Annotated in this window: 27 protein-coding genes and 2 pseudogenes; 14 read left to right on the top strand and 15 right to left on the bottom strand. The window is 63.2% G+C overall.

What is annotated here, in order from left to right; all coding sequences use genetic code 11:
- The first annotated feature begins 79 nt into the window (after positions 1-79).
- Positions 80-682 carry a hypothetical protein gene (locus tag MKK62_RS20390; RefSeq protein ID WP_240258134.1) on the top strand — a complete coding sequence of 201 codons (603 nt, stop codon included), beginning with the start codon at positions 80-82 and terminating at the stop codon, positions 680-682.
- A 4-nt stretch (positions 683-686) separates the two neighbouring features.
- Here the strand turns inward: MKK62_RS20390 and MKK62_RS20385 are convergent, their stop codons facing one another.
- From MKK62_RS20385 to efp, 3 genes and pseudogenes are all read right to left on the bottom strand, one after another.
- Positions 687-1,046, bottom strand: coding sequence for an antitermination protein NusB (locus MKK62_RS20385; protein WP_240258135.1), 360 nt, complete (start codon positions 1,044-1,046; stop codon positions 687-689).
- A 110-nt stretch (positions 1,047-1,156) separates the two neighbouring features.
- Positions 1,157-1,609: pseudogene (gene nusB, locus MKK62_RS20380) on the bottom strand (transcription antitermination factor NusB); the annotation flags it as partial.
- Positions 1,606-2,169: an elongation factor P gene (gene efp, locus MKK62_RS20375; protein ID WP_240258136.1), complete on the bottom strand. Its 564-nt coding sequence runs from the start codon at positions 2,167-2,169 to the stop codon at positions 1,606-1,608. The gene efp and the pseudogene nusB, both read right to left, overlap by 4 nt.
- 134 nt (positions 2,170-2,303) lie before the next feature.
- On the opposite strand from efp, the gene MKK62_RS20370 reads away from it, so the two are divergent.
- The 6 genes from MKK62_RS20370 to MKK62_RS20345 all read left to right on the top strand — a co-directional run bounded on the left by MKK62_RS20370 (position 2,304) and on the right by MKK62_RS20345 (position 5,867).
- Complete coding sequence (locus MKK62_RS20370; RefSeq protein ID WP_240258137.1) at positions 2,304-3,203, top strand: tyrosine-type recombinase/integrase; 900 nt, start codon at positions 2,304-2,306, stop codon at positions 3,201-3,203.
- A 325-nt stretch (positions 3,204-3,528) separates the two neighbouring features.
- Positions 3,529-3,792, top strand: coding sequence for a hypothetical protein (locus tag MKK62_RS20365; protein WP_240258138.1), 264 nt, complete (start codon positions 3,529-3,531; stop codon positions 3,790-3,792).
- Positions 3,792-4,367 carry a hypothetical protein gene (locus MKK62_RS20360; RefSeq protein ID WP_240258139.1) on the top strand — a complete coding sequence of 192 codons (576 nt, stop codon included), beginning with the start codon at positions 3,792-3,794 and terminating at the stop codon, positions 4,365-4,367. Before MKK62_RS20365 ends, MKK62_RS20360 begins: the two co-directional genes overlap by 1 nt.
- A complete protein-coding gene (locus MKK62_RS20355; RefSeq protein WP_240258140.1) occupies positions 4,354-4,827 on the top strand; it encodes a helix-turn-helix domain-containing protein in 474 nt (157 codons plus the stop codon). Before MKK62_RS20360 ends, MKK62_RS20355 begins: the two co-directional genes overlap by 14 nt.
- Before the next feature lie 148 nt (positions 4,828-4,975).
- The gene (locus MKK62_RS20350) at positions 4,976-5,569 is read left to right on the top strand and encodes a hypothetical protein (protein ID WP_240258141.1); all 594 of its coding nucleotides are present in this window, start codon (positions 4,976-4,978) and stop codon (positions 5,567-5,569) included.
- An 85-nt stretch (positions 5,570-5,654) separates the two neighbouring features.
- Positions 5,655-5,867 carry a hypothetical protein gene (locus tag MKK62_RS20345; RefSeq protein WP_240258142.1) on the top strand — a complete coding sequence of 71 codons (213 nt, stop codon included), beginning with the start codon at positions 5,655-5,657 and terminating at the stop codon, positions 5,865-5,867.
- A gap of 804 nt (positions 5,868-6,671) precedes the next feature.
- Here the strand turns inward: MKK62_RS20345 and MKK62_RS20340 are convergent.
- Positions 6,672-6,839 carry a hypothetical protein gene (locus tag MKK62_RS20340; RefSeq protein ID WP_240258143.1) on the bottom strand — a complete coding sequence of 56 codons (168 nt, stop codon included), beginning with the start codon at positions 6,837-6,839 and terminating at the stop codon, positions 6,672-6,674.
- Positions 6,840-6,872: 33 nt separating this feature from the next.
- Here MKK62_RS20340 and MKK62_RS20335 point away from each other — a divergent pair, with 33 nt between their 5' ends.
- Entirely contained in the window at positions 6,873-7,082 is a 210-nt protein-coding gene (locus MKK62_RS20335; protein ID WP_240258144.1) for a hypothetical protein, read from the top strand.
- Here MKK62_RS20335 and MKK62_RS20330 read toward each other — a convergent pair whose 3' ends face one another.
- Positions 7,083-7,262: a hypothetical protein gene (locus MKK62_RS20330; protein ID WP_240258145.1), complete on the bottom strand. Its 180-nt coding sequence runs from the start codon at positions 7,260-7,262 to the stop codon at positions 7,083-7,085.
- A gap of 357 nt (positions 7,263-7,619) precedes the next feature.
- Here MKK62_RS20330 and MKK62_RS20325 point away from each other — a divergent pair, with 357 nt between their 5' ends.
- Positions 7,620-8,912 carry a phage major capsid protein gene (locus MKK62_RS20325; RefSeq protein WP_240258146.1) on the top strand — a complete coding sequence of 431 codons (1,293 nt, stop codon included), beginning with the start codon at positions 7,620-7,622 and terminating at the stop codon, positions 8,910-8,912.
- 657 nt (positions 8,913-9,569) lie between these two features.
- Here MKK62_RS20325 and MKK62_RS20320 read toward each other — a convergent pair.
- Positions 9,570-10,466, bottom strand: coding sequence for a hypothetical protein (locus MKK62_RS20320; RefSeq protein ID WP_240258147.1), 897 nt, complete (start codon positions 10,464-10,466; stop codon positions 9,570-9,572).
- Positions 10,467-10,918: 452 nt separating this feature from the next.
- On the opposite strand from MKK62_RS20320, the gene MKK62_RS20315 reads away from it, so the two are divergent.
- Positions 10,919-12,019, top strand: a complete 1,101-nt coding sequence (locus MKK62_RS20315) for a GTP pyrophosphokinase (protein WP_240258148.1) — start codon at positions 10,919-10,921, stop codon at positions 12,017-12,019.
- An 89-nt stretch (positions 12,020-12,108) separates the two neighbouring features.
- On the opposite strand, the gene MKK62_RS20310 is transcribed toward MKK62_RS20315, so the two are convergent.
- Both MKK62_RS20310 and MKK62_RS20305 read right to left on the bottom strand, forming a co-directional pair.
- Complete coding sequence (locus tag MKK62_RS20310) at positions 12,109-12,552, bottom strand: hypothetical protein (protein WP_240258149.1); 444 nt, start codon at positions 12,550-12,552, stop codon at positions 12,109-12,111.
- Between the two features lie 237 nt (positions 12,553-12,789).
- Positions 12,790-13,893: a M24 family metallopeptidase gene (locus MKK62_RS20305; protein ID WP_240258150.1), complete on the bottom strand. Its 1,104-nt coding sequence runs from the start codon at positions 13,891-13,893 to the stop codon at positions 12,790-12,792.
- Positions 13,894-13,926: 33 nt separating this feature from the next.
- Between MKK62_RS20305 and MKK62_RS20300 the strand changes: the two genes are divergently transcribed.
- Positions 13,927-14,649: a B-4DMT family transporter gene (locus tag MKK62_RS20300; protein WP_240258151.1), complete on the top strand. Its 723-nt coding sequence runs from the start codon at positions 13,927-13,929 to the stop codon at positions 14,647-14,649.
- Here MKK62_RS20300 and aroQ read toward each other — a convergent pair.
- From aroQ to MKK62_RS20275, 5 genes and pseudogenes are all read right to left on the bottom strand, one after another.
- Complete coding sequence (gene aroQ, locus MKK62_RS20295; protein ID WP_240264033.1) at positions 14,646-15,089, bottom strand: type II 3-dehydroquinate dehydratase; 444 nt, start codon at positions 15,087-15,089, stop codon at positions 14,646-14,648. The genes MKK62_RS20300 and aroQ overlap by 4 nt on opposite strands.
- Positions 15,090-15,100: 11 nt before the next feature.
- Positions 15,101-16,189 carry a 3-dehydroquinate synthase gene (gene aroB / locus MKK62_RS20290; protein WP_240258152.1) on the bottom strand — a complete coding sequence of 363 codons (1,089 nt, stop codon included), beginning with the start codon at positions 16,187-16,189 and terminating at the stop codon, positions 15,101-15,103.
- A gap of 146 nt (positions 16,190-16,335) precedes the next feature.
- Positions 16,336-16,860 (bottom strand): annotated as a pseudogene (locus MKK62_RS20285) (shikimate kinase); the annotation flags it as partial.
- A gap of 6 nt (positions 16,861-16,866) precedes the next feature.
- The gene (gene aroC, locus MKK62_RS20280) at positions 16,867-18,081 is read right to left on the bottom strand and encodes a chorismate synthase (protein WP_240258153.1); all 1,215 of its coding nucleotides are present in this window, start codon (positions 18,079-18,081) and stop codon (positions 16,867-16,869) included.
- A 60-nt stretch (positions 18,082-18,141) separates the two neighbouring features.
- Entirely contained in the window at positions 18,142-18,546 is a 405-nt protein-coding gene (locus MKK62_RS20275; RefSeq protein WP_240258154.1) for a hypothetical protein, read from the bottom strand.
- Between the two features lie 161 nt (positions 18,547-18,707).
- Here MKK62_RS20275 and MKK62_RS20270 point away from each other — a divergent pair, with 161 nt between their 5' ends.
- The 3 genes from MKK62_RS20270 to MKK62_RS20260 all read left to right on the top strand — a co-directional run bounded on the left by MKK62_RS20270 (position 18,708) and on the right by MKK62_RS20260 (position 23,507).
- Positions 18,708-19,847: a ferredoxin reductase gene (locus tag MKK62_RS20270; RefSeq protein ID WP_240258155.1), complete on the top strand. Its 1,140-nt coding sequence runs from the start codon at positions 18,708-18,710 to the stop codon at positions 19,845-19,847.
- Between the two features lie 16 nt (positions 19,848-19,863).
- Entirely contained in the window at positions 19,864-21,066 is a 1,203-nt protein-coding gene (locus MKK62_RS20265) for a fatty acid desaturase family protein (protein ID WP_240258156.1), read from the top strand.
- Between the two features lie 170 nt (positions 21,067-21,236).
- A complete protein-coding gene (locus MKK62_RS20260; RefSeq protein WP_240258157.1) occupies positions 21,237-23,507 on the top strand; it encodes a catalase in 2,271 nt (756 codons plus the stop codon).
- Positions 23,508-23,528: 21 nt separating this feature from the next.
- Here the strand turns inward: MKK62_RS20260 and MKK62_RS20255 are convergent, their stop codons facing one another.
- Entirely contained in the window at positions 23,529-23,948 is a 420-nt protein-coding gene (locus tag MKK62_RS20255; protein ID WP_240258158.1) for an A24 family peptidase, read from the bottom strand.
- Positions 23,949-23,962: 14 nt separating this feature from the next.
- Complete coding sequence (locus MKK62_RS20250; RefSeq protein ID WP_240258159.1) at positions 23,963-25,033, bottom strand: IS110 family RNA-guided transposase; 1,071 nt, start codon at positions 25,031-25,033, stop codon at positions 23,963-23,965.
- Between the last annotated feature and the right edge of the window lie 191 nt (positions 25,034-25,224).

Here is a 25,224-nt window from a genome sequence, read left to right as displayed (position 1 = left end):
TGTCCTTCCCGTTACCGCGGTGCGAGCGTTTCGCCGCGGGCAATTCAGACCGCCCGCTCGGACATATCAGAATGGACACATGCCACGCCTGGTGTTCACCGGACATATCGCGGGGTTCGGCACGCGAGCCGGTACCCGGTTCGTCGTCGGATCCTGGCTCCAGTCGCCGTTCGGCCGGTTCGCCGACGTCATGGTCGAGACCGCCGACGGCCAGCGCTCGCTGCTGGCGCCGAATGAGGACATCGCCGAGTTCGTCTCCGCCACATACCACTTCGACACGATCGAACTCGGTGGCGTCACGGTGGAGCAGAGTACCGACCGCTTCAGAGTGGTCGCCCCGGGCCTCGAAGCCGCGGGAGCACTCGGCGGTGCCGCACCGTTCGACTGGCTGCTCCGATGGGTGCCCGGCCGATTGGCCGCGGCGCCTGCGTGGCTGCGCGCCATCGATCCGGTGGCCGCGCGGCTGGTGCCGGGTGTCCGCACGGCGGGCAGCGCGGGCAGCGGACGCCGCGAGTATTACGGGGTACGCCGCGCTCGGCGCATCGTGTCGATGGACGGCAGTTTCCGCGGCGCCGACCTCGCGGGATTGGCCGATCTGGATCCGCCGGTGCGCTTCGGCTTCTCGTCGGCGCCCGCCACCCCGCAGTTGGTATCGGTGACGACCACGATCGACGTGCCCTGAGGTGTCAGGCCTCGAAGTCGTCGTCGGCCCGGCGACCGCGGGTGATCGGAATCCAGCGGCGCGGCGGCGCGACCTCGGTGGCGTCGGACAATGACCGTACGACGGCCTGCGTCAACGCCATGATCGCCGCCATCACCGGCAACAACGGCCGAAACGGAGTCGCAGCCGCACGCACGGTTTCGATGCGGCGAGCCAGAATGAGTCGCTCGACCGAGTGATACAGCCACGCGCCGACACCCAGCGCGTAGATGGCCAGCGCCGCGGCGACCGCCGCCTGCCCGTAGGCCGCGCACATCACCGCGCCCAGGATCACCGTCGCCGCAAGGATGCCGGCGATCACGACGCGCAGCTCCAGGCGGGTCATGACTCGCCGGTCGGCGCGGCTTCGGGATCCTCGGGCATCTTTATCGTCGCCGAAGAGCCTTCTGGTCCAGCTCCTCCTCGGCCGCCCTCAGGCGCCCGCATCGTCGCTGAACGGACGGCCTCCGCCGCGGCCCGGATCTGCGGAGTCACCAGCATGACTTGGCCCAACACACCGTTGACGAAGCCCGGTGAATCGTCAGTGGACAGCTCCTTGGCCAGCTCGACCGCCTCGTCGACGGCGACCGGCGCCGGCACGTCGTCGGCGTGCAGCAACTCGAACACCGCGACCCGCAGAATCGCGCGGTCGACGGCCGGCAGCCGATCCAGCGTCCAGCCCTGCAGGTGCGAGGAAATCAGGTCGTCGACGTGAGCAGAGTGCTCGGTCACGCCATGAGCCACCGCCACCGTGTACGGATGTGGTGGTGCCACATCGTCGTTGGCCTCCGCCAGCGCCGTGCGTGCATCGGCCGCCTCGGCCGGGGTGAGCCCACGGGCCTCGGCTTCGAACAACAAGTCGACGGCACGCTTACGTGCCTGATGCCGTCCCTTGACGGGCCGGCTCACGCGTTGACACGTCCCAGGTAGCTGCCGTCGCGCGAGTCGACTTTCAGCTTGTCACCGGTGTTAATGAACAGCGGCACCTGAAGCTCGGCACCGGTCTCGACGGTGGCCGGCTTCGTCCCGGCGCTGGAGCGGTCGCCCTGCAGGCCCGGCTCGGTGTGGGTGACGACGAGTTCTACGGTCACCGGCAGCTCGATGTAGAGCGGGGCGCCATTGTGGAACGCGACCTGGACCGGAAGGCCCTCTAGCAGGAAGCGGGCGTTGTCGCCGACCAGCGACTCCGGCAGCGGGTGCTGCTCGTAGTCCTGGCTGTCCATGAACACGAAGTCGGTGCCGTCGCGGTAGAGGAAGGTGGTGTCGCGGCGGTCGACCGTCGCGGTCTCCACCTTCACCCCGGCGTTGTAGGTCTTGTCGACGACCTTGCCGGACAGCACGTTTTTGAGCTTGGTGCGCACGAACGCAGGGCCCTTGCCGGGCTTGACGTGCTGGAACTCGATGATCTGCCACAGCTGGCCGTCGATCACGAGTACAAGTCCATTTTTGAAATCGGCAGTGCTTGGCACGGTCGGTGAATCTCCTACAGGATCGCCAGTTATCTAGGGAACTGGATTTTTGTTGTCAGTGGTTCTAGCTGCGGTTTTAATAAGATTCGGCGAGTCATCGTCATTGCATACCGCTCTACCCTAAGATAACTACCGTGCCGAAGACTTTGCCGGACCTCCGCGAACTGCTGGAGTCGTGGGAGATATCCCTGCGCGCCGAGAACAAGTCCCCCACGACCATCGCGTCCTACTTGCGCGGCGTGAGGTTGTATCTCGACTGGTGCAACCGGAACGAACACCCGGTAGAGATTACCCGCGCCCAAGTGCAGACCTACACCGCCGAGATGATCGGCGAGGGCAAGGAAGCGAACACGGTCCGTCTCCGACAAGCCGCGTTGAAGGCATTCGTGCGGTGGATGCTGGAGGAAGGCGAGATGTCCGAGGACACCTTGTTCGGCCTGAAGCCGCCGAAAATCCCAACCAAGATTGTCCAGGGCCTCACCGACGACCAACTCCGCGCGCTCATCCGGGCCTGTCAGGGCGGCGAGTTCACCGATCGCCGCGACCATGCCATCGTTCGGCTGATGGGAGAGACCGGACTACGGGCTTCGGAGCTACTCAACCTGACCGTCGATGATGTTGATGTCAGGCGCGGCATCGTCGTCGTCCGCAGCGGCAAGGGGGCCAAGGGACGGATTGCGCCGTTCGGGCCGCAGACCGCCGCAGCTATCGACCGCTACCTTCGCGCCCGACGCTCCCATGCTCGCGCCCACACCCCGGCGATGTGGCTCGGCTCCTGGGGCCGCGGATTCGCCTACCACGGGTTGAATGACACGCTGAAGATGCGCGCAGCAAAGGCCGGCATCGACGGGTTCCACCTACATCTGATGAGGCACACCGCCGCGAGCCGTTGGCTGGCTGCTGGAGGCAGCGAGGGCGGATTGATGACCCTAGCCGGATGGTCGAACCGCAAGATGCTAGACCGGTACGTACAGGCCACCGCATCCGAACGCGCCGCCGCGGAGTCCCGCAAGCTCAACCTGGGCGACATCTGAGGCAATAACACAAATAGCTGTGTTCCAGTCTTTCGGAGCGTTGTGGGCTTAGCCTTGCCCACATGGACACCCCATCTACCGAACGCAGCTTAGCTGCCAGACACCTAGCCCACCTGAGTTGGGCGCACACCGAAAACCGTTCAGCGCGAACACATCCCGCCCGGACGGCCTTCGAGGCGCGGTTTGAACGTGAAGCCGACCCGGACGGCGTGTTACTGCCCGCTGAACGCGTCCGTAGGGCCGCACACCTGCGGAAGGCATACTTTGCCAAGCTGGCGTTGAAGTCCGCGCAGACGCGGCGTCGAAGGGCCGAGGCGAGGGCAGCATGACCGCGAAACCCGAGACCCTCGGACAGGCCACCGAGTGGGAGCGGACCAAGAGCCGCTACCTCGGCCATGGGCTGTGCCAGCGTTGTGCCGCGCAGGCCGCCTGGGCGCACCAGAACCGGGGTGACAGCTGGACGACGATCCATCCGCCCTGCGAATCCTGTGCCCAGGTCGTTGCCAAGCTGCCGCATTCGACGCCTAGCCCGAAATGGCGAAAGTCGTTGCGCTGCCGCGCCGGAGCATCGCTTCAGGCAGCGGCATAATGCCGGTCACGCTGGCGGTTGTCAGGACTTCAGACCTTCCCTTCAACGATGCCCGAGCCATTACCGGCCGCATCCGTAAGTGGGTCAACGACTTTCCGGCCAACGATGTTAAACGTGCCTACGCCGGGCGCGTCTGGTTGGCGATGGGGTACGAGTCCTGGGCCGAATGGTCGGTCTCCGAGCTTGGCGGTGTCCAGCTTCCCGCGCTTCAACGGCGTGAAGTGGTGGTCGACCTCGCCGAGTCGGGCATGTCCCAGCGCGCGATTGCCAGTGTCGTTGGCGTAGATCAGAAGACAGTGAGCAACGACCTACGACGTGAGGAAAATTCCTCACGTGGGACGACCAAGGGGCTGGACGATAAGACGTATCAGCGGAAGCGTGAGCCGCTAGCGAAGCCGCAACCACAGTTCGATACTGCCCTCGACACCGCCCGCACGGCACTGGAGGCGCTGGGCTATGCCATCACCGACCGCGATCAGGGCGCGCAGGGCATAACGCTGGCTCGCAGCTATGTCACCAAGTACACGCAGTTGATGACGGCGCTCAGGCGCGGGGGGTCCCATGACATTCAGTAAGTTGCTCTGGCACAAAGAACTTCGGGGCTGCGACATGAAGCCCAGCGCCTACCGCGTGCTGATGACCGTGTTCGACTACACCGACGAGAACGGGCAGGGCGCGTACCCCGGCAACGACCGCCTGGCGGCTGACACCTGCCTATCGCTGTCCACAGTCAAGGATGCGTTGAAAGACCTTGTGGCTGAGGGATGGCTGCGCCGGGAGTGCCGCGGCGGGCGCAGCGGCAGCGGCGCGCACTGGGCAGCCGAGTACGCCTTGGCGAGGCCGTGGGAGATGTCAACGGGTGAATTCGAGTCCTCAACGGGTGAATTTGAGCCGTGTCAACAGCCGAATTCGAGGCATGTCAACAGCCAGAATCGGCCGTCTCAACAGTCGGCCAGTAACCCCCCACCAGATCATTACTCACCAGATCAAGTATCAGATCATTTACCAGATCATCTGTGCAGCGCGCGCAGTTGAAAATGCCTTCCCCTTCCCTGCCGATGCTTACGTCACCAACTACTCAAGAAACGTCATCGCATGGACGAGGACAAGGCTAACTACTACATGAACGTCACGTTCTCGAAGACTCCACTTCTTCGTTTCCCAGATGAAATGAATTCTCACAATGAACCTCCAGACCTCAACTAATCACCAGGCGTGGCGGAGCGCGGGCTACAGGCCCATCCCCGGCTGGCCGACATACGTGCTCGGCCTTGGCCTCGACGTGTGGAGCCTTCCCCGCGAGGTGGGCTGCAAGGGTGGTGTCACCCGGCAGACGACGGCACGGCAACTCAAACCCGACCGCGGACGGGTGTCGTTGTCGTGCGACGGGACCGTGCGCCGCTACCATGTCGCGGACGAGCTATTCCCCGCCGTGTTCCCCGAACGCCTACGCCCACAAGTGATCTGCCGCCACGGCCATCCACTTCACCACGTCGATTCCGCTCTGCTAGTGACACGGCGACTCGCCACGCCCTCTGTGCAGGTATGGGGAAGCGGCAACCGCATCTGCCTGCATTGCACCGACGCTCCGGCGACCTATCCCACGGACAACACTTACTCCCTGCAACACGGCGTGGACGGGATGCCCGACTACCAGCGCCGCCCGCTGCGATCCACGTCGTTGAACGACGGCCCGCGGTTGCGCGGCGGTAGCCGTTTCCTACTCGCCGAACTCGATTGGGGCGACCACGGCTACACAATTTCCCATTCGCCGTAACCATTTCCGCAGGTAGATTAGTTTACCAATATTCCCAATAGGTAGGAAAAGAATTTCCTGAATACCTACCAACGAAAGTCCACAATTGAACATCATTAAGTCCGAGGACCACAAGCAAATCCTCCCCGAATTCATCGACGTGCTCGTTGACCCCAGCACCAAACACGGTCAGGTCGTCGCCTTCAAGGTCGATCCCCACCGCGGCGAGAGCGTCATCATTCCGATGGCCGTCGAGACCGCCCGCGAACTATGCGTCACGCTGATGCGGACGCTGATCGCGGTCTCTGAACTCAAGTGACCGACGCTGCCACAATCAGCGATCCGCTCAGGCAACGCATCACGGCGCAACGCCGCGGTGATGGGTCGGTGTGTGTCCGTGGAGCGCGTGCCCTGATGATCCTGTCACCCAGCGAGATTGACCGGCTGGCAGACTTCGCCACCGGTCGCGCGCACATTCAGCGGTACCCGGCCGGTGGCTAACCACGACATCATCATCCCGCCATGGATGGAAGGCCTACCACCCTGCAATCCGCCGTACTCCCATCTGCCGGTGTCGGCGCGCAACTCCGCACTGTTGATGTAGTACACCTACGCCCCGCGCAGTCCGGTTGTCACTTGGATACAGGCATAACCGCTGGTCAAGTGGGTGGAGGGGTACGTTCTCATCTCTAGAGGGATGCCATCCCTACCGAATAACCGGGCTTCTATCTGGCGAAGCAAGTAAATGAAAAACGTGCCCACGGCAGCACAGCAAACTCTTCGAAGGACATATGCAGAAACCTCCCCGTCCGTGTTCGCGGTGCGGCAGGCCCGTGAAACGCGGGGGCCTATGTGCAGATCATCTCCTCCAGTATGACCGGCAACGCCGTCCGTCGGCAACCCAACGCGGCTACAACCGTGAACACCGAAACCGTTTCAGGACAGGCGTTTTGGAGCGTGACCCGTGGTGTGTCATCTGTGAGGATGCGCCGGCCACCGTGGCCGATCACTTTCCGATGTCCCGGCGAGAATTGGTCGCCGCCCACCTGGACCCCAACGACCCTGAGTACGGGCGCGGGCTATGCAAACCGTGTCACGACAGCTACACCGGAGCAACGAAACGCTAGTCCCGGCCAAGTAGATGGAGTCCAACCCCGACCAGCGCCACCACGACAGCGAACACGGCTAGCACGACCAGCGCGACATGCATCGTTCCGTGTCCGTGTCCGTGCCCGCTGACCATCAGCCCCACCACAACGGCCAGTAGCAGTCGCGTCCAAGGGCTTTGCATCCTCGGAATGTATCGCGCCGCATAATCGAAGCGATGGACGTTGAACAGTGGCTCGATAGCCTCGACCCCGACGACCCGAATGTAGTAGTCCAGGACGGTCGCTACCTACGTCGCATAAGCGCCGCCGATGATGAACTACGCGATGCAGTGGCCGACGCACGGGCCAACGGGGAATCCTGGGGCCTGATCGGCATGGTTCTCGGTATCGACGCCACGACCGCCGAGCAACGCTTCGCCACGTAACTACAAGCTGAGGTTGCGCGACCGTCGAAGTCGCAGCGCCACAACCAGTTGCACGGCGCAGTTGACCAGCAATACCGCCGCCAACGGATAGCTGTGATGCGTGAGGAAGTAGAGGCCCGCTGCGGTCATCGGCACGACGCCAACCATGATCCCCCAGAACCGGATGGTCGCCTTGTCCATGCTCACTCCTTTGCCGGGGTGTAATCACATTACCCCGGCCCTGAACGTCGCTCTCCGTTGATCTGAGAGGGCGTTTCTCCACGACTTAACGTAGTCGAATAATCGACAACGTTCCCCGGCTGAACGTTCACCCGCTCGCCGCTCACTGACGCCGCGCTGAAATTACTCACGCGTGAGTAATTCGGCCCCGCCGACGTGACCAGCGACCCGGCAGCGAACAGCCACCACGAAGTGTCTAACGCGTTAGACACCTTTTGCAGTACCCCGTGCCCACCTCACCGCGCTGAAATGTTGTCAATTGTCAACATTTGCCCCGTGAGAGCGCACAACTGACCGCACCAAAAGTGCGCAACGCCGATGCGCTCTTCAAAAAAGTCTGCAACGCCGTTGCCGACTTCCACGGTCCCGTCAGGATCGAATATCCATTCTTTTCTGAAAGAACAACTTAATCACAACATGAATAGCGTATTAGAACGCAAAGAGGCCGATCTAAAGGCCCGAGGGAAGGCACTAGACCGTCGCCTCAAAAACGCCACTTCTCAAGCAGAGATTAAAAAGCTCGAAGCAGAAATGCAGAAGTGGCTTGACGAATGCGACCACCTCGATTGGGAGAAGTCGCGTTTCAACCTGACCGGTAAGAATGCCAAGCTGAAGGCTTTTGGCGCAGACCGTTCCAGCGCACACGGACATTCGCCGGCCGAAATCGTTCTCGGCGCGGAAGCTAACCCTCTGCGATTCTCCGAGGATTCGGTTAAGAGCATTTATGACGCGCTGCAGAAGCGTCAGAGTGTGAGCGTTAAGGCATTCTCGACCGTTGAGAGTTTGATTCCTCCGCAGCTTGCGCCGGGAATTCTTGAGAGGCTCCATGAGAATAGGTTGCTGGACTATTTACCCGTCCAGAGCATCACGGCCCCTAGCTACGAGATAATTGTTCACAACTCGACTACCGGCGCTCCGGCCCCGGTTGCTGAAGGTGCCCTGAAGCCCGAGGTGGTGTTGAACACCACGCAGCTGACGTTGACCGCCATCAAGTTGGCCGCCCACGTCGGTATCTCGTATGAGTCGATTGCCGACTATCCAACCTTCTACGGGTACGCCCAACAGGAGGTCATTCGGCAGATCGGGGACGTGGAGAATTCCGAACTCCTGACCGGTTCGGGAACCGGCGGACAGATGCAAGGGTTTTTATCGACCAGCGGAATCCTGACTCACGACGCATCGGCGGACACCGGAACCAACGTCACGGCCCTGGACTCCATCGAAATGGCGATCACCCAGCTTCGCGTTGGTTCGGCCTTCGCCGAGGCAAACCTAATCGTATTGCACCCCAACACCTTTAGCGCCATCCGCAGGCTGAAGAACACCCTCGGCAACTTCTTGATCGGTGACCCCACCGACCAGGGTGCGCGGGAACTGTTCGGTGTCCGAGTTTTGGTCACCACGGCGATTGCCGCAGGCACCGGATTGGTCCTCGATACCACCAAGTTCGGACGTGTTCTGCTCCGTGAAGGAATTACCACCCACGCCGGACAGACGAACGATGATTTCACCCGGAACATCGCCCGTATTGTCATGGAGGAGCGCCTTGTCCTGGCCGTCGAACGCCCAAGTGCAGTGCTGGCGATTTCCAACCTGCCCACCGCGCCGTGACGCCTCGCAAACCGCGCCCTGATCTGGCTTACCTCGATGACCTCGAAATCAATGAGCAGCCCGAACCGGCCATCCGATCCGAAGCCCCGAAAAGGGTGCGGGTGTTAAAGCCGTTCCTGGTCTGTCATGAGGGAGCGAGATATTTCCCAGATCAAATCGCCGAAGTACCCGAAGCACTAGCTCACGAGTTGCTGGTCAACCAATGGGTCACTGAGGCTGAATAGATTTCCCCTCATCCCCGTAAGCCCTTGGGGATAGGGAAACCGCGTCGGGGACCTTTGACTCAGGTCACCATGGACGCGAGTCACAGCATCGGCACTTCGGTGCATTCCTCCAGGCTGTGACAGACCGACGCCCGGACTTCTAGCTGGGGTTCCCGGCGTCGGTCACCAAACTTCCCCCGCCACCATTCATCGGGTGTGCCTTTCAGAAGGCGGGGTAGACGGCGAATCAGATCAATTCGCCACACATAACTCCGGGGGCGGGTTTTCCTAAACCCCGTGCCGAGGTTGGCGTAGCCCGCCCCTGGAGTACCAACTTTACACGCTAGCGCACTCCTGAGGTTGCAGCGCGGGCATTGCACGGGTTCATCTCCTGTCCCCGTGCCCGGAGCCGGGTCAGTGCGGTCATCTGACCCGGCTCCCTTTTGTCTGAGTATCAAATAATCTTGGGTACAAAACCTTCAATCTCGGCCATTCGCTCCATTTCGACATATATCTCACGCATGTGGTGAGAAATCGGCGATAACGGGTGAGTGCTGAAATACCATGCCAGCGCCGTGTAGCCTCTAAGCGTGACTTTCGGTAACAGTGCAATGCTTGGAAACTTTTTGGCGTTGGGCACCACCTCTGCCACAACTACTTTTTCTGATAAGTTATATTGGCGAAAAGTATTGAAGTAATTCATTGCAAAATTTCCGTCGCCGACTAAGCGCATAGCAATAACAATCACTCGTCCCAATGAGAAACTTATTTGTGTGATACCAGCGATCCGGCCGCCAGTTGGCTTTATGGGACCGAACCCCACCTGAGTATGTGTGTGGTCCGGCTCGGCCATCTGACCTACAAAGATGTGCCATTGCGGGATATCTTCGCGGTCATAAATTTCTTTCAGGTCCCCCGGCTCTGGCAATAGCGGGCTATCGTAGAAAGCGCGTAAGACGGCAACTTTGATAGCCCAGAGCCTGAAATCCAGCGGGTCGGGTTTCAGACTGTCTTCATAGGGATTAAGTATCCACGGCTCGACAGCATCGTCTAAGCGGTTCATCCAGCTACTATTGCAGTCGCTACAGACCCATCGAATCTTCAGTTCAAACAATAATTCTGGCTTGGACTTCCGCACGGAGCCGTCCGGGTTGACCCTAGTGAACTCCCTATTGAACGGGCCATCACCTGTTTTAAGTTTTTTCTGCCACGACTCGCGAAAAAGGTGCTCCTCGCTCATACGGACTCGTCGAGAATCTGGATTCTTGGGGTCTACCAGATCGCCGGTCCGCCTACCGCAGAAGATGCACTGTCGCCGCTTGGCCTCGCGGTTGCGCTTCGCCTTACCCACCGCAGCGAGGTTAATCAGAACTGTTTACATCTTGAGACAGCCACGCCCGTGACTCGCCGCGTCTCTTCCAACGGATCTCGCATCGAATACCGGACACCCACGACGGCATGGGTGGTGCTGGGTGAGCCCCCCGCAAAACCGTTGCCCCACCTGTTGGCGACCAAATTCTCATGCGGGCTGTGGCTGCCGTTCCGGATCATCACCTCGATGACGGCGGAGAGACGCGCGCCATCGCGACCACTAATGAGTACTTCCTGCCCCAAAGGTCTGACCCGCCTATTGATCGCAGCATTCGTCGCGCTGATGCACCGCTGCGGGACTGCCGCCCCCAATGCAGCTTCGGGGAGGTAGTGCTTCAAGGCGTCGGCGGCGTTGTTCAAATCGTGTCGCCACGACAACCCATTGAAGTCTAAGACAAACAGGTACCATCTCTGCACATCGGAGAGGTGCCAATGGACAGAACGCCTGACGAGTGGATCGGGGAATACGGAATTCGCCGCCCGCTTTACGTTGAATATGTACGCCGGGTAGAGACCCTACTGAAAGACCTATTAAAGGCAGGGGGAATTGATGTTATTCAGGTCGAATCTCGCGCAAAAACTGTCGAAAGTTTCGCCGATAAGATTCAGCGAAAAGATCGAAGCGATAGAAATCCATTTGAGTCGGTGACTGACTTAGCCGGCGTCCGGATAATAACATACTATACCGATGACGTTAAAAGGGTCGGTAAACTGATTGGCAATGAATTCGAAATTGACGTTGAAAACTCCGTAAGTAAGTCAGAAGAGTTAGCCAAAGATCAATTCGGATACAGGTCCGACCATTATGTAGCTAAGCTTTCGGCCACCAGGTCGAAGTTAATCGAATGGCAAGCGTACACCGGAATTCCAATAGAATTTCAAGTCCGCACAGCACTTCAGCATGCATGGGCAGCTGTCGATCACAAGATCAAGTACAAGTCGGCCAACGAAGCGCCCACTACACTCCAGCGTCGGCTTTTTCAGCTAAGCGCGCTGTTCGAACTAGCTGACGAGCAGTTCGCCGTACTGAGAGACCAGTGGGCAGCGACATTCACCGCATATAGCGCGGACGTGACTAGTGGTCAGTTGCACCATGTACCCATTGACACGTCCTCTCTGGCGGCTTATTGGAACCTCAGCCGCACGGCGGCGAAGGTCCGAACGGAGTTGGCGGCAGAAAATCTCACCGATGACTCTGAAGTGATTGAAGAGGCACGTTTGGCGAGAGACCGTCGGGATAGCGTACGTGCTTTACGGGAAGTCGGAATAACTACGCTTGCGCAGCTTGATGAATATCTCCAGAGCGAACGTTTCGGTCTCTGCAAAGCAGCTTTGGTCAAATACTTCGAACAGCCTGACGCGCCCTTGGAAATTGGCGAAGAGAGTTTATCCCCAAACTCGTCTTTAGATGACTATCTGACAATGATACTTACGATAGACCATCCTGAAACTGTTGGCGATATCGAACCAAGAATTTATATAGACCAGGATTTCATTGACGGATTGAAAGCGGCCGGAGCCAATCTGCGTTAGCTGGCGAACTTTTTCGTTGCAACGGCAACTGGGCCGGGCATCGCATCACTAGGGTGCTGAATGGCTTGCGCTCGCATGCCGAAAGCGGACTACGTACCGCGAACCTCTTTGCGAAGCGCAATCAACTCACGCTCCAGCTGCTCTATGGCGTGCAAGGCGAACGCGCCGGGTGCGACCGCCTTGGTGAACTCGCGCTGAACAGGGTTGTGGGGGTGCAAGTCATCGATCCGTGCCACCATCTCCGCGAGTTCCCGGCTGATCACCATCTCGGCGGGGAGGTCCAGTCCGGCCTCCAGCACTGGCACGATGTCACGCGGCTCGTCCTCGAAGAAGTCGGGATTGGTCATTGGGGCGAATCGCCCCAGCGCCTCAACACTTGCCAAGGTCGCATCGGTCAATGCTGCGAGCAAGGTGGACTGCGCAGCAGTGATCGCACTGGCGTCACCTGATTCCCCAGCACTGCTGAGGTTGTCGAAGGCGGTCCGTAAAGCGGCCGCGATGTCGTCAAACGAACTGAATTCTTTGGAAGTCATTGCCCGAGGGTAGGCGTACGCGCCGACATCGCTCGAAGGTCAGCGACCCGACTAGCCGAAACCCCCCGGCTCAATGTCCGGGGGTCCTCGGTTGGGGATACTGCGGACCGTACGCCGGTAGGAAAAGCGACGAGCAAGCAGAGTCGTCCCCTGAAAAGTGTTAGCTGAGTCCCTAGATAACGGACTGCATAGCCTTCAGTGCTGACCTTGTTTTACCAGCTCACAGCACATCGCTAGCTAACCTAGAATCGCCAGTTCCTTCGGGAACCGGGTGAGTAATTCCGGTGCGTGGCCGAGGGCCTGCCCCGTGTCTGCGACCACCAGCGTGTCCTCGATGCGGACGCCGCCACGGTCGGGCAGATAGACGCCGGGTTCCACCGTCACCACGGAACCCGCCCGTAGTGTACCGGCGGCGGTGGCGTTGATCCCCGGCGCTTCGTGGATCTGCAGGCCCACCCCGTGGCCCAGACCGTGACCGAAGTGCCCGCCGTGCCCCGCGTCGACGATCACATTGCGGGCGGCGGCGTCGACGTCGGCGAGGCCCGCGCCCGCAGCGAGCGCCTCCCGTCCGGCTCGCTGCGCCGTACTGACCAGCTCGTATATGTCCAGCTGCCAGTCAGCAGCTGCGTCCAGCACGAAGGTGCGGGTCATGTCGGAGTGATAGCCGCCGACCAGAGCGCCGAAGTCGATCTTGACGAAGTCGCCGCTGGCCAGCACCGCGTCCGTCGGCCGGTGATGTGGGATCGCCGAGTGAGCCCCGCTGGCCACGATGGTCTCGAACGAGACACCGTCGGCGCCGTGGTCGAGCATCAGCGCCTCCAACTCGCGAGCGACCTCTCGTTCGGTGCGCCCGGGCCGCAGCCCACCACGCTCGACGAGAGCAGTCAGCGCCGCGTCGGCCGCCTCGCACGCCAGCCGCAGCAACGCCACCTCGCCGGCATCTTTGACTTCGCGCAGTGCCTCGACGAGCTGTGACGCGCGGACCAGCTCGGCGTTGCCCGCCGCGTCCACCAGCCCGTCGTAACCGTCGACGGTGACCACGTGGCTCTCGAAGCCCACCCGCCGAGCCTCACCGGCGGCCGCACGCCCGGCGAGATAACGCCCGCAGGCCCGCTGTATCGCGACTTCCACGTCGGGGGCCTGCTGCGCGGCCTGGGTGCGGTAGCGCCCGTCGGTGGCCAGGACCGCGTCCTCGCTGTCGGCGAACACCAGCAACGCCGCGTTGGACCCGGTGAATCCGGACAGGTAGCGGACGTTCGTCAGGTCCGTGACCAGCATCGCGTCGAGTTCCGCCGCGCGTAATTCGGCTCCAAGAGCGGCTCGCCGCTGGGAATGTGTCACGCCAGGTGACGCTACTCGCTACGCTGTGGCCCCATGACTAACTGGATGCTGCGTGGCCTGGTGTTTGGCGCCGCGATGGTCGTCGTCCGGCTGTTCCAGGGAACGTTGATCAGCGTCTGGCAGACGCAGGCCGCTCTGATCAGCATCGTGCTGCTCGTTCTGTTCGTCGTGGGCGTCGTCGCCTGGGGTTTTATCGACGGCCGTGAAGACGCCGCCTCCAATCCCGACCCGGACCGCCGCGAGGACCTGGCGATGACGTGGCTGCTGGCCGGCCTGGTCGCCGGACTGCTCAGCGGCGCAGTGACCTGGCTGATCGCAGTGTTCTACAAGGCGCTCTACGTCGGCGGCCTGATCAACGAACTCACCACCTTTGCCGCGTTCACCGCGCTGGTGGTGTTCCTGGGCGCCATCAGCGGCGTGGCAGTGGGTCGTTGGCGCGTCGACAAGAAGGGCGATTACAAGCCGCAGAGCGGTACCCGCGACGGCGAGGAAGACCGCGCTGACACCGACGTGTTCGCCGCCGTCAGGTCGGGGCAAGCACACGGCGACGGTGCCGTCGAAGAGTGGCCTGAGGAGCAGACCAGCGCCGTCGCGACGGCCGAGCGCGACCACGACGCGCCGACCGCCTACAGCGAGGAAGCCGCCGAGACGACCGAATCCCACGCGGCGCCCAGCGAAGCCAAGACCGCCGAGGTTCCAGCCAGCCAACACTCCGAGCCGGCCACCGAGCACATCGAAAAGCCGAAGACCGACTAGTCCTTGCGGTCGGCGAGGTAGCGCAGGGCGAGCAGGTAGCCCTGCACACCGCATCCCACGATGATCCCGCTCGCGACCGGGCTCAAGTACGAATGATGACGAAACTCTTCGCGGGCAAACACATTCGAGATGTGCACCTCGATCAACGGTGCACTCAATTCGGCGCAGGCGTCGCGCAGCGCGACCGACGTGTGGGTCAGGCCACCGGCGTTGAGGATCACCGGTTCGTCGGCGTCCGCGGCCTGATGGATCCAGTCGAGCAGTTGACCCTCGCTGTCGCTTTGCCGGACAACCACTTTGACGCCGAGCTCGGCCGCTTCGCGTTCGATCAGCGCGACGAGGTCGTCGTGGGTGGTGTCGCCGTAGACCTCCGGCTCGCGACGACCGAGCCGGCCGAGGTTGGGGCCGTTGATCACGTTGATGACCGTCCCCGGCGGGATCGTCGTGGGCGTCACCGCGTGCCCACCTCGGCGTAGGCGGCCGCAAGCAGCGTCGGGTCCGGACCCTCAAGCCGTCCGGGCTTGGCCAGTCCGTCGAGCACGACGAACCGCAGCACTCCCGCCCGGGTCTTCTTGTCGCCGGCCATCGATTCCATCAGCTGCGGCAGTGCGTCCGCGTCATAGCTGGTGGGCAACCCGATCGAAGTCAGGATGTCGCGGTGCCGCTGCGCAGTGGCGTCGTCGAGTCGCCCGGCCAGCCGGCCCAGTTCGGCGGCGAACACCATGCCGACGGAGACCGCGGCGCCGTGCCGCCACTGATAGCGTTCGCGGCGCTCGATGGCATGGCCCAACGTGTGGCCGTAGTTGAGGATTTCGCGCAGTTCCGATTCCTTCTCGTCGGCTGCGACGACGTCCGCCTTGACGGCGATCGCGCGCCGGATCAGTTCCGGCAGCACCTCCCCGGACGGATCCAGGGCGGCCCGGGGGTCGGCTTCGATCAGGTCGAGGATGACCGGGTCGGCGATGAACCCGGCCTTGACCACCTCAGCCATTCCCGCGGCGATCTCGTTGTGCGGCAGCGTCTGCAGCGTGGCCAGGTCGACCAGGACCGCGGTCGGCTGGTGGAATGCGCCGACCAGATTCTTGCCCGCGTCGGTGTTGATGCCGGTCTTTCCGCCGACCGCCGCGTCGACCATCGCCAGCAGCGTGGTCGGGACGTGGACGATCGACACTCCCCGCAGCCAGGTTGCCGCGGCGAAGCCGGCGACGTCGGTCGCTGCGCCGCCGCCCAGGCTGACCAACGCGTCCTTGCGGTCGATGCCGATGCGGCCCAGCACTTCCCAGATGTAGCCGACGACCGGCAGATCCTTACCGGCTTCGGCATCCGGGATTTCGATCTGGTGTGCGTCGATACCCTTGTCGGACAGGTGGTTTCGGATGGCCTGCGCGGTCTGCGTCAGGACGGGCTGATGCAGGATGGCGACCCGGTGGCGACCAGCGAGCAGCTCGCCGAGTTCACCGAGCAGGCCGGTGCCGACGACGACCGGATACGGCGGGTCAACGTTCACCTGTACCGTGACCGGCTCGCGAGGCTCCGTCATTTCTCCGCCTCGGCGCTGCCGTGCCTGCGAGCGGCGGCCAGCGCCGCCGGGGTCGCGGGTGTCGGTGGCGGGCCGGTCCGCGGCTCCGGCACACTCAGCGTCTCGGGCACAGACGAGCGGCGCCACGGGGGCCGTCGCCGGTCGCGGGCGGCGCTGCCAAGCTTCTGGTTGTTGAGGCGGCATACGATGTGTCGGACGACGGCGCCGGGGTTGCGACGGTTGGTGTTCACCCGGATCGTGGCGACCTTTCGATAGAGGGGCACACGCTGCGTCATCAGCGCGCGGAACTTCTCAGCCCGGTCGGGACCGGCCAGCAGCGGCCGCACGGTATTGCCGCCCGTGCGCCGAACCCCTTCGGCCGCATTGATTTCCAAGTACACGACGGTGTGGCCGGCCAGCGCGGCCCGCACGCCCGGGGTGGTGACGGCGCCGCCGCCCAATGACAGCACACCGTCGTGCGAGGCCAGCGCCTCCCGGATGACTTCTTCTTCGATCCGGCGGAATTCCGGCTCGCCGTCGGTGGCGAAAATGTCGGCGATCTTGCGGCCCGTCTTCTCCTCGATCGCCGCATCCGTGTCGAGCATGGCAACGTCCAGGGCCTTGGCCAGCCGTCGACCGATTGTGGACTTACCGGATCCCGGCAGTCCCACCAGTACGGCTCTCGGCGCCATGTGCAGCTATCCCCCTATGGACCTAGCCCGCACTTCGGTGACCGGTTCCCGCTCGGCCACCGAGCGACGGTACGCCTCGATGTTGCGGCGGGTCTCGGTCAGCGAATCGCCGCCGAACTTCTCCAGGGCCGCGCGTGCCAGGACCAGCGCCACCATCGTCTCGACCACAACGCCGGCGGCCGGCACCGCGCAGACGTCGGAGCGCTGATTGATGGCGACGGCCTCGTCGCCGGTGGCCATGTCCACGGTGGCCAGCGCCCGTGGCACGGTCGAAATCGGCTTCATCGCGGCGCGAACGCGCAGGGGCTCGCCGTTGGTCATGCCGCCTTCCAGACCGCCCGCGCGGTTGGTCGAGCGGACGATGCCGTCAGGTCCGGGATACATCTCGTCGTGCGCGCGGCTGCCTCGTCGCCGGGCGGTGGCGAATCCGTCGCCGATCTCGACGCCCTTGATGGCCTGGATGCCCATGACGGCGGCGGCGAGCTGACTGTCCAACCGGTTGTCACCGCTGGTGAAGGAGCCGAGACCGATCGGCAGGCCGGTCACGACGGCTTCGACCACCCCGCCGAGGGTGTCGCCGTCCTTCTTGGCGGATTCGATCTCGGCGATCATCGACGCTTCGGCGGCCTTGTCGAAGGCCCGTACGCCGCTGGCGTCGATCGCGGCCAGGTCGCTCGGCTGCGGCGGTGGGCCGTCATAGGGCGTGGAGTCGCCGATCGAGATCACGTGTGACAGCACCTCGACACCGAGGGCTTGGCGGAGGAACTGGCGAGCGACGGTGCCGGCCGCGACGCGGGCGGCGGTCTCCCGGGCGCTGGCGCGTTCCAAGACCGGCCGTGCGTCGTCGAATTCGTACTTCAGCATGCCGGCGTAGTCGGCGTGGCCGGGCCGGGGCCGGGTCAGCGGCGCGTTGCGCGCGACTTCGAGATCGGCCGCGTCGACCGGGTCGGGGGCCATCACGGTTTCCCACTTCGGCCACTCGGTGTTTCCGACCTCGATGGCGATCGGCCCGCCGAGGGTGACGCCGTGGCGCACTCCGGCGAGCACGGTGACCTGGTCACGCTCGAACTTCATCCGGGCGCCACGACCGTAGCCGAGTCGGCGGCGGGCCAGCTGGTCGGCAATGTCGTCGGAGGTGATCGTCAGCCCGGCGACCATGCCTTCGACCACGGCCACCAGCGCTCGGCCGTGGGATTCACCAGCGGTAGTCCATCGCAACACGGGTCCCATCTTCCCACGACGGGCATCGACATCGAAAAACGTCTTGTGTGACGGGGACTGTTAGCGCCGCAGCGACCTGAGTGCGACGTATTGCCAGATTCCCAGCACCAGCATCACCAATCCGGCGTCCGCCAGCGCCCAGTTGCCGGCCCGGGTCAGGCCTAGCCAGTCGAAACCGGCGGCGGCCAGCGCGAGCGGAGCCAGCGCGAAGTTGGTTACCACGAACGCTGCTACCAGCCCCGAGGACAGCCGCATCCGACGCAGCCCGAGGAGCATGAGCGGCCCGACGATCGCGAACACCAGCCCGACGTCGAGCAGAACCGCGCGCGGCACGGCCCATGAGTGGGATAACGGGCCGCTCAGCGCGGCGACCAGAGCCCCCGCGGCAGTCCAGAACACGAGATCCGCGCGAAGCGGACGCCGCCGAGACGAATCAGTAGTAGATGAGATCGCTGTCGTTGTCATGGCTGAATTGTCTGGTCAATCTCGCTGCCGATCCCAGCTCGGTTACTGCCACACCCTGCCATTCCGGCACCACAAGGCAGGTTTTATTACTCCCGAGTAGGGTACTTGCCTCTGTGATCGCAGTCACAAGCCCGTACCACCGCTAAGCAGAGAGGCGGTCCATGACGTCGACCCTGAATCCACTGAAGAGTTTCAAGCGTTGGGCCAGATCCCCGGCCAAGGACGTGGAGTCCGTCTCGGGTTCGTGGGTGAACCTCGTTCGCGGCCTGGCCACCAGGGCCACCACCCCGTTACTGCCCGATGACTACCTTTCGTTGCTCAACCCGCTCTGGTCGGCGCGCGAGCTCCGCGGCGAAATCGTTGCGGTCAAACCGGAGACCGAGGACACCGCCACGGTCGTCATCCGACCGGGATGGGGATTTTCCGGTGACTACCGTCCCGGCCAATACGTGGGCATCGGTCTGCGCGTGGACGGCAAATGGCATTGGCGGTCGTATTCTCTGACCTCGGTTCCCCAGCGCGGGGAGAACGAGATCACGATCACCGTGAAAGCCACCCCGGAGGGTTTCCTGTCGGCCCACCTGGTCAACGGGGTCGAGCCGGGAACGATCGTGCGACTGCAGTCCGCCAAGGGCGACTTTGCCCTACCCAACCCGCCGCCAGACGAACTGCTGTTCATTACCGCGGGTAGCGGCATCACGCCGATCATGGGCATGTTGCGATCGCTGCGAGGTCGCGGCCAGTTCCCCGACATCGTGCATCTGCACTCGGCGCCGTCGAAGGAGGCCGTGATCTTCTACGACGAATTGCGCGAAATCGAGAAAGAGGAGCGTGGCTACCGGCTCCTCCTGCAACTCACCGAGACCGACGGCAAGGTCGACTTCAACGAATTAGACAACCTCGTTTCCGACTGGCGTGATCGTTCCGCGTGGGCATGCGGGCCGGCGGCCATGCTCGATGCCGTCGAAAAGGTATGGCAGGACAACGACATCGAAGATGCGCTGCACATGGAGCGGTTCACGATTGCCGCCACCGACAAAGGCGGCGAAGGCGGCACCGTCAAGTTTGCGATCTCCGACAAGGAAATCGAAATCGACGGCGCGACATCTATTCTCGAGGCCGGTGAGAATCTGGGCATTCAGATGCCGTTCGGATGCCGCATGGGCATCTGCCAAACCTGCGTGCTGCCACTGGAAGACGGCTATATCCGTGACATTCGCTCCGGCGAGGAGCACGGCGCCGGCGACCGCATCCAGACCTGCATTTCGACCGCATCCGGCAACTGCACCATCAAGGTGTGAGAGGAAGTCGTTTTCCATGGCAATCACCGATATCAAGGCGTACGCCCACCTGACCCCCCAGGACGTCGAGAACCTGGCGGCCGAATTGGACGCCATCCGGGCCGAGGTAGAAGAGTCGCGGGGTGAACGCGACGCCAGGTACATCCGCCGGGCGATCCAATTGCAGCGCGGGCTTGCGGCTTTCGGCCGCCTGGCCCTGTTCGCCAGCAGCAGCCGAATGGCTCGCCTGGCGGGTATCGCAAGCCTGGCCTCGGCAAAGATCATCGAAAACATGGAACTGGGCCACAACATCATTCACGGCCAATGGGATTGGATGAACGACCCGGAGATTCATTCCACCGAGTGGGAGTGGGACACCGCGTGCCCATCGTCGCAGTGGAAGCATTCGCATAATTTCGTGCACCACAAGTACACCAACGTCGTGGGATTGGACGCCGACGTGGGCTACGGCATCATGCGGGTGACCCGAGACGAACCGTGGGCGCCGTGGATGATCGGCAACCCGATTTACAACCTGCTCCTCGGCACATTGTTCCAGTGGGGGGTCGCGCTTCACCACGTCGAGACCGCCAAAGTCAGGAAGAAGGAGAAGTCCCTGGCCGAGGTTCGCAAGGATCTGCGAATCATGGGCAAGAAGATGGGCCGACAAATCGGCAAGGACTATATCGTATTTCCCGCCCTCGCCGGAACCAACTGGAAACACACGCTCACGGCCAACGCGATCGCCAACCTGATCCGGAATTACTGGGCCTACATGGTGATCTTCTGCGGCCACTTCCCCGACGGCGCAGAGAAGTTCACCCGCGAGAGTTACGAACAGGAGACGCGCGGCGAATGGTACCTGCGTCAGATGCTCGGCTCGGCCAACTTCAATGCCGGCCCCGTCATGGCATTCATGAGCGGGAATCTGTGCTACCAGATCGAGCACCATCTGTTCCCCGATCTGCCGAGCAACCGATACGCCGAGATCAGCGTTCGGGTGCGCGCCGTATGCGACAAATACGATCTGCCTTACACCACTGGGCCGCTGCTGCGGCAGTACTGGCAATCCTTCTGGACGATCCTCAAACTCGCCCTGCCGAACGGCTGGCTGCGGTCGACGTCCGATGATGCGCCAGAAACGCACTCCGAGAAGAAATTTCGCGGTGAACAAATGCCTCAGGTCAACGGAAGGCGATACGGATTGCGCACCGCGCTGAAAAGCCGGGCCGCCGCCTAGCACCCTCGGCCCGGCGAACTGCCCAACGCCTGGGCGGCCCGAAGCGCGGTCGGCACGCTGTTGCCTGCCAACCAGCGGGTTAGCGTGACCCTCGATGGGGAACGTGAGAGAGGTTGCCCTCTGAAGCCGCCGGCGGGTGCATTGCGACAACCGCCGAACGAGGAGCAGTCATGGCAGAAGACAGTGGGCGCAGTAATCCGATCAAAGGCGTCGTCGAGGGCGTGAAAGGCGTCGCCAAGCAGGCCATCGGCGCGGTGTCGGGCAGCGAACTGCTGGTACGGGAGGGCAGGGCGCAGGCCGCCCAGGCGAGCGGCTACATCCCCAGCGCCCCAGGCGCCCAGCCGCCGGAAAAGGACGAACCGACGACGCCACATCCGCCGCTACCACCCAAGCCGGACCAGGTGGCGCCCGAGTTGCGCACCGCGACCGGGGCGCCGGTGGAGGGGCCCGATACCGCCCGGGGGCAGCAGGACGAATACCTCACCACCGGGCAGGGCGTCCGACTGTACGACACCGACCATTCGCTGAGGGCCGGCGAGCGGGGGCCAACGCTTCTGCAGGATCAGCACTTCCGGGAAAAGATCACCCACTTCGACCATGAGCGAATTCCCGAACGCGTCGTACACGCCCGCGGCGCGGCTGCGCACGGAGTTTTCCGCGCCAACGGCGCCGCCGAAAAGATCTGCAAGGCAGGCTTTCTGAAGTCCGGCACCGAGACAGCGGTTTTCGTGCGATTCTCCACCGTGCTGGGTTCCCGCGGATCCTCCGACACCGTTCGCGACACTCGCGGCTTCGCGACCAAGTTCTACACCGGCGAAGGCACCTTCGATTTGGTCGGCAACAACATTCCGGTGTTCTTCATCCAGGACGGCATCAAGTTCCCGGACATCATCCATGCCGGCAAGCCACATCCCGACCGTGAAATCCCGCAGGCCCAGTCGGCGCACGACACGTTCTGGGACTTCGTGTCCCTGCACACCGAGGCCTCCGCACACACCATGTGGAACATGTCCGACCGGGGCATCCCGCGCTCGTACCGGACGATGGAAGGCTTTGGCGTACATACGTTTCGGTTGATATCAGCGGACGGCACCACGTCGTTGGTCAAATTCCACTGGAAGCCGAGACTCGGGGTTCATTCGCTGGTGTGGGAAGAGGCACAGATCGCCGCCGGCGTCGACCCCGACTTCCATCGTCGCGACCTCGCTGACGCGATCGAATCGGGCGCTTACCCCGAGTGGGACCTCGGGGTCCAGGTGTTCCCGGACAACCCGGAGCAGACCTTCGAGGGCATCGACCTTCTGGACTCGACCAAACTCGTGCCCGAGGAGCTGTCCCCCGTCCAGATCATCGGGACGATGCAGCTCAACGCCAACCCGACCAACTTCTTCGCCGAGACCGAACAGGTGGCCTTCTGCACCAGCCACCTGGTGCCTGGTATCGACGTCACCGACGACCCGCTGATGCAGGCACGGCTGTTCTCCTACCTCGACACACAGATCACGCGCCTCGGCGGACCGAATTTCGCCCAGATCCCGATCAACCGTCCGCACGCGGCGGTCAACGACATGCTGCGCGATGGCTTCCACCAACACGGCGTCCACCCCGGAGTTGCTCCCTATCAACCGAACTCACTGGACGGCGGCTGTCCGTTCATGGCCGGCGCCGACACCGGGGCGTTCATCGAGGCACCCGTGGCGTTGCCCGCGTCGACCAAGCGGCGCGCGAACCCGGCGAGCTACGACGACCATTTCAGCCAGGCGACGCTGTTCTACCGCAGTTTGAGCCCGATCGAGCGATCTCACGTGATCGGCGCGTACGCCTTCGAACTGGGTAAGTGCTACGAGCAGGCAATCAAGGAGCGCACGCTTGCCGTCTTGGCGCGGATCGACACCGAGCTGTGCGAGGCCGTGGCCGCACGCCTGGGCCTCGAAGCGCCGGTCCCGGCTACGCCGCCGGTGGCTCCGGCGGCCAGCCCGGCGTTGTCGCAGGTGGGCGGGCAGTGGCCGGTAGCGGGTCGCCGGATCGGCATCCTCACCGACGCGAACTCCGACATCGGTGACGTCGCGGCAGCGGTTGCGTCGATCACCGCGGCGAAGGTCGTTCCGCTGGTCTTTGCAGCGCACGGCGGCACACTGCAACACGAAGGTGCACCCGTGCCAATCTCGCGAACGTATTTCACCGGACGTTCGATCGAGGTGGACGCGGTGCTGTTGGCCGGCTCGCCAGATGACACCAACGCACGGATCATCGTCGACGAGGCGTTCCGCCACCTCAAGCCGATCGGTGTCCTTCCGCCGGGTTCGAAACTACTTGCTGCGGCTGGTGTCTCGTTGGACGCCCCGGGAGTCTTCGCCGATTCGGGCGGCTCGGAGATCGTGGAGTCGCTGATCGGCGGCCTCGCGCAGCACCGTGTCTGGGAGCGCGTCGTCGCGGGCTGACGGATATGTGGGACCGTCGGCCTAGAGCATCATCGATCCGATGGCCGCGGCGCTGGCCGAACACATCGACGGGCCGTGCGGCAGCGCCCGCACCGACCAGCCGAAGCGCGCCACGACACCGGCCACCGCGGTCAAAAGTGGCGCGCCTATCGCGGCCATCGTCCACACATCGGCGCCGAAACATGCTGTCAGCGCGCCCAATCCGAGCGCAAGCTTGACGTCGCCGGCGCCCATCGCGGCGGGGGCCGCCACGTGGACCACCAGATAGGCGGTTGCCAACGCGCCGGCACCGACCAATGCGGCTCGGCCGTGCCCGGACCAGGCCGCGGCAGCCGCGATCACCGCAAATCCCGGAATGGTGAGCCAATTCGGTAACCGACGCTGGCGCACGTCATAACCACTTAGCGCCAGCATCCACACCAAGGCGATCCCGACCAGCATGCGTTTCTCCTATGTCAAGCCGCTGCCGGTTGGCAAGGCTGAGTTCGGTGTTGCTGGTCGGTGTGGAGGCGGCCGAAGACGACGCGGGCGAGGCGGCGTTTGAGGCAGCGCAGGGCTTCGGGATTGGAGTCGCCTGCGGCTAATCGATGACGGTAGTAGGTCTGTCCGAGGCCCTCGAGGCGGATTTGGGTGACGGCGATGCGGTGCAGGGCGGCATTGAGTTGTCGGTTGCCGGAGCGGGTCATGCGGACTCGACCGGCGGTGTTGCCCGACCACACTGGTACCGGGGCCACCCCGGCATGCCGTGCGAAGGCGGCCTCGCTTTTGAACCGGGTCACTCCTGCCGTCTCACCGACGAGCTTGGCCGCGGTCAACTCCCCGCACCCGGGCATCGCCAACAGTGTCGGGGCAATCGCGCGCACTCGCGCACCGATCCGCTTGGCCAGCGCGTCGATCGCTTCGGTCAGCCGGTCGATGTCGGCGAGCTCATCGCGGGCCAGCTCGGCGACTAGACCGGGAACGGTCGTCAACCAGGCGCCCAACAGCAGGCGATGTTTAGCGCGATCCAACGACCCAGGACGGGGGGCGCGCTCGGGATCAAGTTCATGAACTCGCCAGCGCAACCGGTTGATCGTTGCAGTCCGTTGTGCCACAAGAACTTCCCGGCGATCCACCAGCAGCTTCAGCTCGCGGGACACCTCATCATGGGACGCTACCGGCAGATCGGGTTCACGCAGGAATCCCCGCGCAACTGCGAGCGCATCGATCGGGTCAGACTTGCCCCGGGTCCGTGCCGACGCACGGGTTTGGGCCATTAACTTCGGTGGTACTCGCACCACCTTTTGGCCAGAACCCAGCAAGTCGCGTTCCAGGCGCGCTGACAAATGCCGGCAATCCTCGATTGCCCACACCACCTCGGCGCCAAAGCGTTCCCGGGCCCACATCACCGCCTCAGCATGCCCGGCAGTGACCGCTCTGACAGTCTTCTCGCCGAGCTTGCGCCCCACCTCGTCGACAGCAACAAAGGTATGGGTGTGCTTGTGAACATCGGCTCCAACAACAACCATAGGGGTTGCCTCCTTCACTGTGAGGTGACGGTTGGGCCGGTCGGCGGACAAACCTCAGTGGGGGCGGTGCCACGCTCCTATCAAGTCACGCCGGCCGGTCCTTCACACCCGGTGCCGGCAAAACGCATGAACGCCAACCGAAGGCGGCAGGCAGGCTATGAGCCAGACACCAGGTGATCAGGATCCAACCACCGCAACCTCCTGCGGCA

Origin of the sequence: Mycobacterium paraterrae (genome assembly GCF_022430545.2) — a bacterium.
Taxonomy (GTDB): Bacteria; Actinomycetota; Actinomycetes; order Mycobacteriales; family Mycobacteriaceae; genus Mycobacterium; species Mycobacterium paraterrae.
The sequence above is the reverse complement of the archived record's forward strand: the minus strand, read 5'-3'. Positions and strand labels throughout refer to the sequence as shown.

Excerpts from the sequence above, each read along its gene's own strand:
- MKK62_RS20390 (WP_240258134.1), top strand. The coding sequence starts at position 80 with ATGCCACGCCTGGTGTTCACCGGACATATCGCGGGGTTCGGCACGCGA.
- MKK62_RS20385 (WP_240258135.1), bottom strand. The coding sequence starts at position 1,046 with ATGACCCGCCTGGAGCTGCGCGTCGTGATCGCCGGCATCCTTGCGGCG.
- MKK62_RS20365 (WP_240258138.1), top strand. The coding sequence starts at position 3,529 with ATGACCGCGAAACCCGAGACCCTCGGACAGGCCACCGAGTGGGAGCGG.
- MKK62_RS20360 (WP_240258139.1), top strand. The coding sequence starts at position 3,792 with ATGCCGGTCACGCTGGCGGTTGTCAGGACTTCAGACCTTCCCTTCAAC.
- MKK62_RS20355 (WP_240258140.1), top strand. The coding sequence starts at position 4,354 with ATGACATTCAGTAAGTTGCTCTGGCACAAAGAACTTCGGGGCTGCGAC.
- MKK62_RS20350 (WP_240258141.1), top strand. The coding sequence starts at position 4,976 with ATGAACCTCCAGACCTCAACTAATCACCAGGCGTGGCGGAGCGCGGGC.
- MKK62_RS20340 (WP_240258143.1), bottom strand. The coding sequence starts at position 6,839 with ATGCAAAGCCCTTGGACGCGACTGCTACTGGCCGTTGTGGTGGGGCTG.
- MKK62_RS20335 (WP_240258144.1), top strand. The coding sequence starts at position 6,873 with ATGGACGTTGAACAGTGGCTCGATAGCCTCGACCCCGACGACCCGAAT.
- MKK62_RS20330 (WP_240258145.1), bottom strand. The coding sequence starts at position 7,262 with ATGGACAAGGCGACCATCCGGTTCTGGGGGATCATGGTTGGCGTCGTG.
- MKK62_RS20325 (WP_240258146.1), top strand. The coding sequence starts at position 7,620 with ATGCGCTCTTCAAAAAAGTCTGCAACGCCGTTGCCGACTTCCACGGTC.
- MKK62_RS20315 (WP_240258148.1), top strand. The coding sequence starts at position 10,919 with ATGGACAGAACGCCTGACGAGTGGATCGGGGAATACGGAATTCGCCGC.
- MKK62_RS20310 (WP_240258149.1), bottom strand. The coding sequence starts at position 12,552 with ATGACTTCCAAAGAATTCAGTTCGTTTGACGACATCGCGGCCGCTTTA.
- MKK62_RS20300 (WP_240258151.1), top strand. The coding sequence starts at position 13,927 with ATGACTAACTGGATGCTGCGTGGCCTGGTGTTTGGCGCCGCGATGGTC.
- aroB (WP_240258152.1), bottom strand. The coding sequence starts at position 16,189 with ATGACGGAGCCTCGCGAGCCGGTCACGGTACAGGTGAACGTTGACCCG.
- MKK62_RS20275 (WP_240258154.1), bottom strand. The coding sequence starts at position 18,546 with ATGACAACGACAGCGATCTCATCTACTACTGATTCGTCTCGGCGGCGT.
- MKK62_RS20270 (WP_240258155.1), top strand. The coding sequence starts at position 18,708 with ATGACGTCGACCCTGAATCCACTGAAGAGTTTCAAGCGTTGGGCCAGA.
- MKK62_RS20265 (WP_240258156.1), top strand. The coding sequence starts at position 19,864 with ATGGCAATCACCGATATCAAGGCGTACGCCCACCTGACCCCCCAGGAC.
- MKK62_RS20260 (WP_240258157.1), top strand. The coding sequence starts at position 21,237 with ATGGCAGAAGACAGTGGGCGCAGTAATCCGATCAAAGGCGTCGTCGAG.
- MKK62_RS20255 (WP_240258158.1), bottom strand. The coding sequence starts at position 23,948 with ATGCTGGTCGGGATCGCCTTGGTGTGGATGCTGGCGCTAAGTGGTTAT.